7 protein-coding genes are annotated in these 13,842 nt (G+C 38.9%); 5 read left to right on the forward strand and 2 right to left on the reverse strand.

Going from position 1 to position 13,842, the window contains the following annotated elements:
- The first annotated feature begins 168 nt into the window (after positions 1–168).
- The 4 genes from PMAL9190_RS11755 to putP all read left to right on the forward strand — a co-directional run bounded on the left by PMAL9190_RS11755 (position 169) and on the right by putP (position 9,919).
- Positions 169–4,086, forward strand: coding sequence for an AsmA family protein (locus PMAL9190_RS11755; RefSeq protein ID WP_087845368.1), 3,918 nt, complete (start codon positions 169–171; stop codon positions 4,084–4,086).
- Between the two features lie 163 nt (positions 4,087–4,249).
- On the forward strand, positions 4,250–5,773 hold the full coding sequence (gene norR, locus PMAL9190_RS11760; protein ID WP_065168778.1) for a nitric oxide reductase transcriptional regulator NorR: 1,524 nt from the start codon (positions 4,250–4,252) through the stop codon (positions 5,771–5,773).
- A gap of 173 nt (positions 5,774–5,946) precedes the next feature.
- The gene (gene hcp, locus PMAL9190_RS11765; RefSeq protein ID WP_087845369.1) at positions 5,947–7,608 is read left to right on the forward strand and encodes a hydroxylamine reductase; all 1,662 of its coding nucleotides are present in this window, start codon (positions 5,947–5,949) and stop codon (positions 7,606–7,608) included.
- Positions 7,609–8,431: 823 nt separating this feature from the next.
- Positions 8,432–9,919, forward strand: a complete 1,488-nt coding sequence (gene putP, locus PMAL9190_RS11770; protein WP_087845370.1) for a sodium/proline symporter PutP — start codon at positions 8,432–8,434, stop codon at positions 9,917–9,919.
- 99 nt (positions 9,920–10,018) lie between these two features.
- Here the strand turns inward: putP and PMAL9190_RS11775 are convergent, their stop codons facing one another.
- Positions 10,019–10,390 (reverse strand): hypothetical protein, encoded by a 372-nt coding sequence (locus PMAL9190_RS11775; protein WP_060997282.1) that lies wholly within the window; start codon positions 10,388–10,390, stop codon positions 10,019–10,021.
- Between the two features lie 509 nt (positions 10,391–10,899).
- On the opposite strand from PMAL9190_RS11775, the gene cspE reads away from it, so the two are divergent.
- Positions 10,900–11,112 (forward strand): transcription antiterminator/RNA stability regulator CspE, encoded by a 213-nt coding sequence (gene cspE, locus PMAL9190_RS11780; protein ID WP_005372751.1) that lies wholly within the window; start codon positions 10,900–10,902, stop codon positions 11,110–11,112.
- A 144-nt stretch (positions 11,113–11,256) separates the two neighbouring features.
- Here cspE and PMAL9190_RS11785 read toward each other — a convergent pair whose 3' ends face one another.
- Positions 11,257–13,632 carry a Lon protease family protein gene (locus PMAL9190_RS11785; RefSeq protein ID WP_087845371.1) on the reverse strand — a complete coding sequence of 792 codons (2,376 nt, stop codon included), beginning with the start codon at positions 13,630–13,632 and terminating at the stop codon, positions 11,257–11,259.
- Positions 13,633–13,842: the final 210 nt, after the last annotated feature.

Consider the following 13,842-nt stretch of genomic DNA (forward strand, 5'->3'; position numbering starts at 1 on the left):
ATACGAAAAATGAATGGAACCACAGACATTGCGGAATGTCACACTGTATAATAGCCTCCATAAAATACAGTTCCAGCGCTAACAATAAATCCAGTAAAACGTCATTGTTTTACTCATAATCACTGCTGGATTAATCTTTCATGACTACGGATAGAAACTGAATAAGTAATGACACAAGATGCCCCCCAATCCACACCGACTGTCCACAAGAAAAAGACCATCAAAAAAGTGGTGCTATGGACACTTGTTGCACTATTAACGCCAATCGTCACTCTCTCTGGGGTACTTGCCTATGGGGTTAAACTTGATCTAAGTACTCATCGAAATGAAATTAACCAATGGCTAACCAAGGCCCTTGATCGTAAAACGAATATCAAAGGTAATATGGCATTAACGCTGTCTTTTAGCCCTGAAATTGAGCTCAGCGATGTCACGATCGCTAACCTTAAATCAATGCCGTGGCAACCAATGCTAACTTCAGGCGAGATTGCAGCAAAAATTTCAGTATTACCCTTATTACAAAATACTCTTAAAATTGATTATCTTAATCTTAAAGATATTTCTTTAAATCTACTTCGTGATCAACAAGGTCATGAAAACTGGATGTTTAATAAACAACCCACACCGGAAAAACCGACGTCATCAACGGCTTTTAAACTGGTATTGAGTAATAACATTAATGCTGACAAAGTTAGTGTTAACTATGAAGATCAAACCAAAAATACCTATTACAGCGGTTACCTTGATCATCTTGCACTGACGAAGCCTGATAAATGGTTATTAGTTGCTAAAGGTGATGCCATGGGAAGTGAATATAACCTTTCGCTAACAGGTGATCTGCAAAAATTAATTAACAATCAACACGGTCAATTATTTGCGAAAGGCAGTTTTGCTGGTGCACAATTAGATGTTGATGCTAATATTTCACCATTTAATAGCGGTGATGATTCAACTGCAAATATCAGTTTAAATTGGAAAGATACTAGCCAAATTGCCAGCTTGTTAGATCTTGATCTCCACCATGTTGCTCCCTTATCGATCACAACAGCACTTAGCGCATCAAACACCGGTTTTGCCTTTAAAGATATTCAAGTTCGCAGCCCAATTACCTCTGCCAATGGCAATATCAATGTTAGTTTTGCGCAAAACGCGCAGCAACTAAATATCATTGATGGCAAGTTAGATATTCCCAAAATCGACCTTCGTCCATGGCTGCAGCCGCAACCACAAATGCTGCGTGGCACTATGTATGCCGCAGCACCACCACAATCACCATTGCAAAAAGCATTGGATCAATGGCTAGTAAAAACGCGTACCCACTTTGGATTAACCATTGGTGAAATTAAAGGGCTCGGTACACCTGTTAACACTATCTCACTCAATATTGATGGTGAAAAAGGTAAATTATCGGCTCCGATGGCAGCAAATATAGCCAATGTTGCCTTTAAAGGTAACGCTAGTATTGATGCAACGGAATGGACATCTAAAGTTGACGTCACATTAGGCGCTAAAGATTCACAATTAGGTGAGATGGCAGGTTGGATTTCAGGCTTACCTAACGCGACCGGGCACCTTAAAAATGCTCAACTGCAATTGACAACCGAAGGCACAAAATTACAACAATGGTTAGATAACAGCCAACTTGGGCTTACCATTGATGATGCAAATGTCGACTGGGGTGCGAAAGCCTCATTTGCAATTGATAAAGCCAAATTACACGCTGGCATGGAGCAACCTTTCAGCTCTCGTGTTAATGGCAAGATCATGAATATCCCCGTTACAGTCACAGCTCAAGCGGGTACATTATCAGACATTATTAATCATCGAGATTGGACGCCATCACTGCACTTCTCAAGTCCGGTGATTGATATTAAAGCTCAAGGTAAGTTAGTGCATACCGACTGGCAACAAGGGAGCTGGTTTGATCTCAATGTCCATAGTAATGACGCAGGCAAACTGAGTCCATGGCTAGGCACTCGTGCATCTATGCACGGAAAAATCAACTTTAAAGGTAAACTAACCAATACTGGCGAGTGGCTTGATCTTGATATTCCTAATGTGACCTTACTTAATAGTCAGGGAAAACTAGATTTACAATGGCGACCACAGCAAGGTCATCAGTTTTTAAAACTTAACAGCCAATTTAACACTCTGGATTTTACTCAATTAAGTCAGTTTGTTGATAAAGCCGCTTTGCCTAAAGTAGAGCAAACCGTCCCTACCCAAGGTGTTAACCTCGATGTACCAATTTTAAGCAATAAAGTCGTTATTGCCGATGCGGATGTGAATTTACACGTCAATAAAATGCTGTGGGCACAACAGCAAATTAATGATATGGCATTTAAAGGCAAAGTGCGTAACGGCAAACTCAGCACATCACCATTTAGAGCTAGCTATGCGGGAAGTGTTTATCATGGTGATATTGCATTTAACATTAATAATCAGCTGATTAATTCACAATTACACTTAGCAGTTGATAAGCCTAATATTGGCCGCATTTTGCAACAATTTGATATTGTTAATAATCTCGGCATAAGTTTAGATAGCGCTAAGCTTGCAGTATCATTATCAGGTCGCACCCTCTTAGAGTTAATGGAACAGGCAAAAATTGATGCTCAGCTTAATGGCGGTAAATTAAAACTTGCTGATAGCTACACCGGCAAAGCCTTTAATATTACGCTCAACCAAGGTCATTTTGTTACAGGGCCAAATACAGCCACTCACCTCACCCTTGATGGACAAGCGGCCAATAAACCGGTAGCGATTAACCTTGATTCAGTCTCATTAAAACAAGCCAATGATGGCCGTAAGTCAATTCCCATCAAGCTTCAAGCAACTGTCGGTGAGATTGCCATTAATGCTCAATCACAGGTTGTATTACCGCTTGATCCCAAAAAACTTAACCTGACTTTTGAAGCGACGACACCAAATTTAAATCGCTTTGATGACTTTACTGGTATCAAGTTACCGCCTTATGGACCTGTAAAGGTTGCAGCATCATTATCAATGGATCGCATCGGTTACCATCTGCGTAACATGATCATCAATGTCGGTAGCAGCACCCTGAAAGGCCATGGCGATTTTTTACCGCCATTAAAAGGTGATGGTCGCAATCGTCCTTATGTAAAATTAGTATTAAATGCACCGTTTATTCAGATCAATGATTTCAAACTTAAAAACTGGCAAGCATGGCTACCAGCAGACAAAAAATCACAGCCCGTTATTGTCTCCAAACAACAACCTGTCGATGTCATTAGCCCACAAGGGTTAAGTTTACTCAATGCCGATTTTAAACTTAATGTCGGTAATGTCCGTTCTGGTAAAGATTGGTTAGGAGCGGGTAAATTAGATTGGACCTTGCATAATGGCCTGCTAACGCTGAAACCATTGCATATTCAGCTACCTGGTGGGAATATCAATATTGATGGTTCTGTTGCCGCTAAAGGGAACAAGTTTGCGATTAAACTTAATGGCTTAGTTAAAAACTTTGACTATGGCATTATTGCGCGTCGTATCGATCCAACAACCGATATGCACGGTAAAATCAGTGCTAAATTTGATTTAAGCAGTATTGCTAATACACCAGAAAGCCTAATGAATAACGCCAATGGTTTTATTGGCTTTGCCGCATGGCCTAAAGCTTATCAAGCCAATATTATTGATCTGTGGGCGGTCAGTTTAGCTGATGCGGTATTACCCACATTTACCACCAAAGATCACTCCGTGCTCAATTGTGTTGCTGGCGGATTTAATATTCATAATGGCAACATGAAACAACGTGATTTATTGTTAGATACCTCACGAATTCAAGTTCATGGCGCATTTGATGCCAGCTATAAAAAACGTGATTTCAATTTATATTTATCACCGCAATCTAAAAAAGCACAAATTTTTAGCTTGCAAACTCCGGTTGAAGTTCACGGTACATTTGAAAAGTTTAATCTTGAAATACCGCTATCAGCCATTTTGAAAACTTCGGTTCGATTTACCACCAGCCCAGTTGTCGCACCGTTGCAATGGCTATTTGAGAAACCGATCGCTGCTAATGGCAGTGCTGAGTGTCAACGGATCTGGCAAGCACAATAACAGCTTAATTGATTAGGCTGTTACTCTTCTAATGAAAAGATGGATCTCAGATCCATCTTTTTTATCAATTCTTGTTTTTAAATAAAGAATCACCTTTCAAACTGTGATGTTATAAAGACATCAATATTGCTGCCATAGAATAACTCACACTCGTTAGGTTGTTATGAATTCAAAACTCAATAATGTATTACTGAATATCGCCCTTAATCTTAGTGCTAACCTCGCCAGTGATCAGCACTATCAACACTTAATTGATGGTATCGACCAAGTCTTTCCCTGCGATGCCAGTGCGTTATTTGTATTGGATAAGCAAGGACTATTAATTCCTGTCGCGGTTAAAGGCTTATCAACTGCGGTTCTCGGACGTCGTTTTTTCCCTCAAGCTCACCCTCGCTTAGAAGCGATTATGGCAACCAAAGAGCCGTTACGATTTGATGCTGATTGTCCATTACCCGATCCTTTTGACGGTATGTTATTAAACGAAGCTCAAACCATTGATATTCATGATTGCCTAGGTTGTAGCCTATACGTCGAAGGTCAACTTGTTGGCGTCCTGACACTTGACTCACTCACCGTCGGCGCATTTGATAATATAGAAACGGTGGCCATTGAAACTTTTGCCGCTCTTGCCGCAGCAACATTACGCAATATCGCTCAATTTAATGCCCTTAAAGATCAACATAAAAAACAAAAATCACTAACAGATACTCTGATCCAGCAAGCACGCTCACAACAAGGTGAAATGGTCGGTATCAGCCAAGCAATGCAACGATTACGCACTAATATCGCCACTGTTGCAACATCTGACTATGCAGTATTAATCAGCGGCGAAACCGGTACTGGTAAAGAATTAGTTGCCCATGCGCTTCATGCTCAATCTTCACGGGCTGACACACCAATGATTTATGTTAATTGCGCAGCATTACCTGAAGGATTAGCTGAAAGCGAATTATTTGGTCATGTAAAAGGGGCATTTACCGGTGCCAATAATCATCGAGCAGGTAAATTTGAACTTGCAGATGGCGGAACGTTATTTTTAGATGAAATAGGCGAACTACCACTGCTACTGCAAGCAAAATTACTGCGTGTTCTGCAACAAGGTGAGCTCCAACGCGTTGGCAGTGATCAACATTTACATGTCAATGTACGTATTATTGCCGCGACTAACCGTCAATTAGATACCGAAGTCGAACTTGGTCACTTTCGAGCTGATTTGTACCATCGACTGAATGTTTTTCCTATCTTTGTACCCTCTTTACGTGAGCGCCATGACGATATTCCAGTTTTGGCAGGCTACTTATTAGAAAAAGTGCGTCATCAATTTAAGCTGCCCAATCTTCATATTCAGCCTAATGTTTTGCAAATGTTGGCTTCCAAATTATGGCCGGGAAATATTCGAGAATTAGAACACACGTTAACCCGTGCAGCATTACGCGCTATTCAAGACAATCAGCATACAATCACTCGTCATTATTTCGATATTCCCCTGACCGATGATGTCAAAAATACATCGCCTTTTTTTCCAACGACCTCTCAACCGATGCGTCAACTGGTTGAGCAATACCAGAAACAACTTATTGAACACGCACTTGAAAAAACACATACCAATTGGTCTAAGGCAGCAACGTTTTTACAGATGGATCGTGGCAACCTCTATCGAATGGGGAAAAAATTAGGCATAAAATAATAAACCACCCAATCGTGATGTGAAAAACACAACAACCATGATGTATTTTTTACATCACCACAACCACTAAAATTCAAATAAAACATTAATTAACAACAACTTAAAAAATGGCACAGTTAATGCTTTGCACTCACAATTAATGATAAAAATAATCAAAGCTGTGGAGATTTTTAATGTTTTGTATTCAATGTGAGCAAACTCTTGAAGCACCCAAAAAGAAAGGCTGCGCTTATGCCGCAGGTATGTGTGGTAAAACGGCTGAAATTTCAGATCTACAAGATGTCCTTGTTTACACGCTACAAGGGGTTTCTTTTTGGGCTGATTTAGCCCAACAGTATAATATTATTGATGATGAAATTAACCATTGGGCTCCACGAGCTTTCTTTTCAACATTGACCAACGTTAACTTTGATCGTGAACGTATTCTTGAGTTAACCAACCTTGCTGCTGATTATAAAATGCGTTTGAAAACAATCGTCATTGCCGCAGCAAAACAAGCCAAACAACTGCTACCGAATCTTCCCGTTGTGGCTGAATTTGAACTACCAAGCAACGCTGATGACATTTTAGCTTGTGCGCCGCAAATGGCTGTTAACCGCGGCTATGAAACCACAAATGAAGATGTCATTGGCTTACGTCTATTATGCCTTTACGGTTTAAAAGGCGCGGCAGCTTATATGGAACATGCGCGCGTATTAGGTCAAACAGACAACGCGATTTATGCTCAATACCATCACATCATGGGTTGGTTAGGCACAGATCCTAGCGATCTTAATGCACTACTTGAATGTTCAATGGAAATTGGACTAATGAACTACAAAGTCATGGAAATGCTTGATTTAGGTGAAACCAATACCTTTGGTCATCCAGAGCCAACCCAAGTCAATGTAAAACCCGTGCAAGGTAAATGTATTTTAGTCTCTGGTCATGATCTGCATGATCTTGAAAAAATCCTACAACAGACTGAAGGCAAGGGTATTAATGTTTACACTAACGGTGAAATGTTACCTGCCCACAGTTATCCAGAACTTAAAAAATATCCGCATCTAGTCGGTAACTATGGTGGAGCATGGCAAAACCAACAACTAGAATTTGCTTATTTTCCAGGTGCGATTGTGATGACATCAAACTGTCTGATCAACCCCTATGCTGGTGAATATGCTGATCGTATCTTTACTCGCAGCATTGTAGCTTGGCCTGGTGTTACACATATTGACGATGATGATTTTAGTCAAGTCATAGACTGTGCGTTAGGGTTAAACGGTTTTCAGCACACTGAAATCGAACACCTGATCACAATTGGTTTTGGCCGCAATGCACTCATGAATGCTGCTCCTGCAGTTATCGATCAAGTGAAACAAGGTAATATTAATCACTTCTTCCTTGTTGGCGGCTGTGATGGTGATAAAGCAGAACGTAGTTACTATACCGATTTTGCAGCACACGTCCCTCAAGACTCACTGATCTTAACTTTAGCCTGTGGTAAATATCGTTTTAATAAAAATAACTTTGGTGACATTAATGGCATTCCACGCCTGCTTGATGTAGGCCAATGTAATGATGCTTATTCCGCGATTCAACTTGCGCTAGCATTAGCAAAAGAATTTGATTGTGATATTAACGAATTACCACTGACCTTAGTACTGTCTTGGTTTGAACAAAAAGCGATTGTAATTCTACTAACCTTATTTGCACTTGGGGTTAAAGGTATTTATACCGGCCCTACAGCACCGGCATTTTTAACCGATAACTTACTCGCTATCATTGCTGAAAAGTTTGATATGCGTTCAATATCAACTCCAGAAGCAGATCTTAAAACAATACTCGGTGCATAATAAGTTTGATTAGTGGTGATGATCTCATTGGTGATCACCACTAACAATACTAAATTGAATAATTATGCCATTTCACCCATTACACCAATAGCAAAGTATTCACTACTAAAGCTTAGTATTTAGAACATAAAACTATTTAATCCTCTCATTTAAACTCACATCAACAATTACCTCGGTTATTTTAATCTTTCTACACCTCAGCTTTACCTTGATACAGAATACCGTACTATATAATAAAAAAGTAATAAGGTAGCTATAATGATTCAATGTAAACACTGCGGCAGTTTTGATATAAACCGTATTCGTAGAAATATCTTTAAACGCTTATTTATAAGAAGAATTCATTGCTGCAATAATTGCAAAAATTATACTTACGAGAGTAAATATAATAATTAATATTCACTATTAATTATTATATTTCACAATTACCCCCTATAAATAATCAGTACATAAAATCAAAGAAATATAACGAACTTCCTTATAAAGCAAGACTTAACATTACCATTTATGTTCAAACAACCTGTTAATAATTTACAAATTTTCGTCATTATGCGGTCAATTAACACCCAATTGTTAACGTTTGATTTGCTTCTTGTATCGCTTTTGGGTATTTTTATTACCCATTACATCTTTGAAATGTTTTATTTGGAATAAAGTGTTGCGTTTTAATGCTTTCAACGGGTTAGTCAGGTATCAAAAATATTTAATAATAACTGATTCTGAGCTATCTAAGTGAAACAGTAAATAACAGTATCAGGTGTTCTAATTACCCAAACCAATTATTTTGGTTAGAATTTACTGATCAGGCAATATAGGAGATCCAATGTCTACTTACTATATCGTGTTAGCGATTTATTTTTGTATAATTTTCGCTATCGGAATAGTCGCGGCACGAAAAACAGAAGGAAATTCAGATTATGTTCTTGGCGGTCGAAGTTTAAGTCCAGGTGTTACCGCCCTTGGTGCTGGTGCTTCAGATATGAGTGGTTGGTTATTATTAGGCTTACCTGGCGCTGTATTTGTTTCAGGTTTAGATCAAATTTGGTTACCGATTGGTTTAACCATTGGTGCTTATTTAAATTGGCATTTTGTTGCACGAAAACTGCGTATTTATACAGAAAACGTTGGTGATGCATTAACAATCCCTTCTTACTTCTATGCTCGATTTGGCAGTGATAATCGTACTCTTAGGTTAATGACTGCATTAGTTATTCTTATCTTTTTTACACTTTATGCAGCTGCAGGTTTTGTCAGTGGTGCGTTCTTAATTCAAACCTTATTCCACATTCCTTATACACAAGCAGTCTGGATCGGTGCAATATTCTTAATGGTTTATACTGCCATTGGCGGATTCTTAGCAGTTAACTGGGTCGATTTCTTTCAAGGATCATTAATGTTCTTTGCGCTATTAATTACACCAATAGTGACATGGTACAACCTAGATCCAGCCATTAATCAAAGTGTATTACCCACTCACTACTTCTCAGTTATTAGTGATAACACCAGTACAATAGGCGTACTGTCATTACTTGCTTGGGGTCTAGGTTACTTTGGTCAGCCACATATCTTAGTCCGCTTTATGGCGATTGGTGATGTAAAAGGCATGAGTGTTGCCAGAAGAATTTGTATGAGCTGGATGGTCGTGTCTTTAGTCGGTGCATTTGCCGTCGGTATTACTGGCGCGATGTATTACTCAGGTGCGCATCATAACTTTGATAACGAAATGATCTTTTTAGAACTTGCCAAAGGCTTATTCCCAAGCTGGATTGCAGCGGTTCTTATTGCCGCGGTACTTTCAGCTGTAATGAGTTCTGTCGCAGCACAATTATTAGCATCATCCAGTGCGTTAACAGAAGATATTGCTCATTTCTTTGACATTAAATTTACTGAAAAGTCTCAAGTTCTTCTTGGCCGTTTAGCCGTTGTTGCAGTGTCATTAGTGGCAATGATTTTTGCAAGTAATCCACAAAGTACAATTTTATCTATTGTTGGACACGCTTGGGCCGGTATGGGGGCTGCGTTTGGACCTGTGGTGTTGTTCTCATTATTCTGGCGTCGTTGTAGTGCACATGGTGCTATCGCCTGTATGGTTGTAGGTGCAGCTGTTGTACTTGGTTGGATTGCTGCTCATTCAGCATGGCCAAATTCAACGATCTTTAGCATTTATGAAATCATTCCTGCATTCATACTGGCTTCAATTGCATTAATTGTGGTGAGTTTAAAAGGCGAAAAGCCAAATGAAAAAACATTACGTCATTTTGATGAGGTCCGTGAACACTACCAAAAGCTACGTCAACAACAGCAACAATAATCCATAACTGTTAAACGTTACCGATAAACAAAACCCGCATGCAACTCTTATTATCAGAGAATCAATGCGGGTTTTTATCATCTATCATAGTTATAACGATTAAATTTCTTTCATTGCTGACACTACAGAAGGATCATTAATCAAATTAAATAATAAACTCTTAGCAGCCGTTCTCTGCGCATCAGACAGGACTTTCTTAGGGTTTTCTCTTGATTGAATTAGGATATTTGTGATGAATTTACTGTTTGTACCCGATAATTCATATACAAATCGAAGCGTATCAAGCAACTCATTTTGCGGCAAACTGTAAACAGCCATCTCACAACTAAGACCATCCATCGCTAAAAAATTATTTACGACAGCCTTTCGCTCAGCCTTAAATATTTCTTTCGCTTTAAACCCATCAATAAGTGCCTGTACTCTATCGGCGATAGCAACAGGTACTTCCATTGTTTTAGTTTCATGAGTCATTATTGCTTCCCCTGTTTTCATTCATATCTGATGTCAATGTTTGTTTATGTCATTCATAAGCATGAGCAGTGACTTTATCACCAATTTAACTAAATGCTCTAATCACAAAAGCCAAACTACTTTACTACTCTAGCATATTAATGCCGTTGAATGTGCAAGATAATGCCAACAATAGCGGAATAAGAATATTTATTTAAAACTCAACTAAATCATTAAAAATCAACAATATAACAATATATGAATCACAAAAAATTGCCTTAAAATCACGATTTTTCAAAAAAACCACAAAAATAGGTGTACATCAGCAGCACAACTGCTATTATCCGTCTCGCTCTGTTGTTTAAGAGTTATTAAATGCAACACCAAGTAACAGTTAAACTAAAGCTACAAGTGACGGTTTCGTTTTGTATCTCTGTGTTTCCCTTGTATTGGCAGTAACATTAATAATTTAACCACGTAGCACATCGCATTTTAGCGGTTAATTAATCTCAACTAATAAGGGACATCTCATGTCTAACAAAACAACTGGTCTAGTAAAATGGTTTAACGAAGAGAAAGGTTTTGGTTTCATTACTCAAGACAACGGCGGTGCTGACGTATTCGTTCACTTCCGTGCTATCGCTTCTGAAGGTTTCAAAACTCTTGCTGAAGGCCAAAAAGTGTCTTTTGAAGTAGAGCAAGGCCAAAAAGGTCTTCAAGCTGCAAACGTTGTAGCTCTATAATTTATCATTTATTGATAAATGAAAAAATGCTGGCTAAGGCCGGCATTTTTTATATCTGCTATTTGGCGAAAGAAACAAAAAAGCCAACCATTTAACATGGTCGGCCTTCGTATTCAGCTATCAAATAGCGTTATGAATGTATAACTATCGGCGTAAAGCATTGAGTTTACTTTGCACTACACCAAACACCGTATTCGATGGATAAAAACCCTGCTCAGCCTCCACACCTACTGCATTACCCGTAAATATTTCAATTGCTTGTGAAACATGACTTATCGCCCAAATGGTAAATTCGCCCTTTTCAACAGCCTCTACAATATCTTTACGTAACATTAAATTATGTATGTTAGATTCAGGAATAATGACCCCTTGCCCTGATGTACGTCCTTTAATACCGCAGACATCAAAAAAACCTTCTATTTTCTGATTAACACCACCAATTGGCTGCGCTTCACCAAACTGATTCATTGAACCTGTGATCGCAATATCTTGCCGTAATGGTAAACCAGAAAATGCGGAAATAATCGCACACACTTCCGCCATTGACGCACTATCACCGTCAACCCCACCGTATGATTGCTCAAAAGTAAGGTGGGTTGTTAACGGAATTTTGGCGGTTTTGCCAAACACAGAAGCCAGATATGCAGAAAGGATCATTACCCCTTTGGAGTGAATATTACCACCTAACTCAGCACTGCGCTCAATATCAAACACTTCACCATTACCATAAGCTGTTGTAGCGGTGATTCTACTTGGCGCGCCAAATTGATAATCTGAGGTTGCGATCACCGACAATGCATTCACTTGTCCAACAGCTTGTGAATCAACATCGAGCAGTGTGGTGCCAGTGACGAAACTTTGCATGACATGATCTTTTAAACGACTAACTCTAAGCTCTTGATTTAACATTGCTTGTTCAACATGACTGCTGCGGATCATCGTCGCATTAGAAGCACGCGCTACATAGTTAGTTTCACGTAATAAATTAGCAATATCTGCCGAATGTAGTGATAACTTATTTTGATCATCAGCTTGGCGAGAGCTGTATTCAATAATACGAGCAATGGCTTTACGATCACAATGCAACATATCGTTATCATGCACAATACTGGCAATAAAACGAGCATAATGCTCTTCTGAGGTATCATTACGCGGCATATCATCTTCAAAATCAGCCGTTACACGAAACAGTTCTTTAAACTCTGGATCGTAGTGCTGTAATAACTGATAAGTTTGATAATCACCAAACAGAATGATTTTTACATTTAAGGGAATCGCTTCTGGCTCTAATGAAATCGTACCTGAAAGCGTGACCTCTCGCTCAAGAGAGCTTAAATTCAGCTTTTGTGCTCGCAATGCACGTTTGAGTCCATCCCAAACATAGGGACGCTCAAGCACTTTTACTGCATCCATCATCAACACACCACCGTTAGCACGATGAAGGCTACCTGCACGAATTAAAGAAAAGTCAGTAAACACGGTGCCTTTATAGGTTGCGTTTTCTATATAACCAAAAATCGAATGGTAACTTGGGCTTTCTTCAACTTCGATAGGAAATTTGCATTGTTCACTTTGATGAACTAACACGTTAACTTGATAACGGCGCGGCATTTTTTTATCTAATGATGCATACGCAAGGGCCACTTGCTCTTCATTTTCCTCAAGGAAAATATCAATATGCTCTAAAATATCTGCATACATATCAGCTAAATAGGCTTTTACATCCGCAACTTTTTTATATTTTAATTGCAGATCTTTAATGCAATGACCAACAACCTCTTGAGCAATATTTTCGTCGAGTTTTTGTTGCTTGTCTGAATATTGTTGTTCCCATTCTGTGAGCTTACGTACAATGCCACGCAGTTCAACTTCCAGAGCATTAATGGTATTTTCAAAAGCAAGCTGATCATCTGCTGATAAAGCTGCGAAACTGGCTTCAGTGTGCGGCTCTTTACCATTCATTGCTACTAACTGATAATCACCTTGATTGGTGATTGAAACACTAATACCCCGTTCTTCGGCACTTTGTGTAAGAGACTTTAATGTGGCTTCTTGCTTTGATGCTAATTCCGCTTTTAATTTTTCAGCGCGCGAATAATAAAGCTCATTGTCAAACGCTAGTGGAAACGCTTTTACTAGTCGTTTCATGAGGTTTTCAATGTCTTTTTTAAAGCTACATCCTTCCCCTGCGGGTAGCTTTAATACTTTCGGACAGCGCGTATCACCAAAATTAGAGACGTAGCACCAATCATACAAGGTATGGCTATTACCATTAGGCTCATGTCGATTTAAATAACGCATAACCATAGTGCGTTTACCTAAACCATTACGGCCAATGGCATAAATATTATAGCCTTTTTCTTTTATCGACATCGCAAACTCAACCGCATGTTGAGCCCGTTCTTGTCCTACTATTTCATCTAATGGTGTAAGGTGTTTAGTTGACTTACACGCATCACTCAATCCGTTTAGGGCTGCAATACGGTACAGCTTGTCACTGGTTAGAGGCGCTAAAGGCATAATCGATCCCTCTTGTTTATGACACTTATTCTAAGTTTACGCACAAATAACGGATGATTAAGTGATAGAAACTATATTTAGTGCGAAAGATCTCACTATTACACTGATTTTGCATTAATTTTAACCAAAAAAAAGCCCAATCCAATATTTGTATTACTACAAATACCACATTGAGCTTATTTTTTAGGCTTGATATCAACTACATGATCA

Source organism: Photobacterium malacitanum, from assembly GCF_900185615.1.
GTDB classification, from domain to species: domain Bacteria; phylum Pseudomonadota; class Gammaproteobacteria; order Enterobacterales; family Vibrionaceae; genus Photobacterium; species Photobacterium malacitanum.

Coding starts and splice junctions, on each gene's coding strand:
- putP (WP_087845370.1), top strand. CDS start 8,432: ATGTCTACTTACTATATCGTGTTAGCGATTTATTTTTGTATAATTTTC.
- PMAL9190_RS11785 (WP_087845371.1), bottom strand. CDS start 13,632: ATGCCTTTAGCGCCTCTAACCAGTGACAAGCTGTACCGTATTGCAGCC.
- PMAL9190_RS11775 (WP_060997282.1), bottom strand. CDS start 10,390: ATGACTCATGAAACTAAAACAATGGAAGTACCTGTTGCTATCGCCGAT.
- PMAL9190_RS11755 (WP_087845368.1), top strand. CDS start 169: ATGACACAAGATGCCCCCCAATCCACACCGACTGTCCACAAGAAAAAG.
- norR (WP_065168778.1), top strand. CDS start 4,250: ATGAATTCAAAACTCAATAATGTATTACTGAATATCGCCCTTAATCTT.
- hcp (WP_087845369.1), top strand. CDS start 5,947: ATGTTTTGTATTCAATGTGAGCAAACTCTTGAAGCACCCAAAAAGAAA.
- cspE (WP_005372751.1), top strand. CDS start 10,900: ATGTCTAACAAAACAACTGGTCTAGTAAAATGGTTTAACGAAGAGAAA.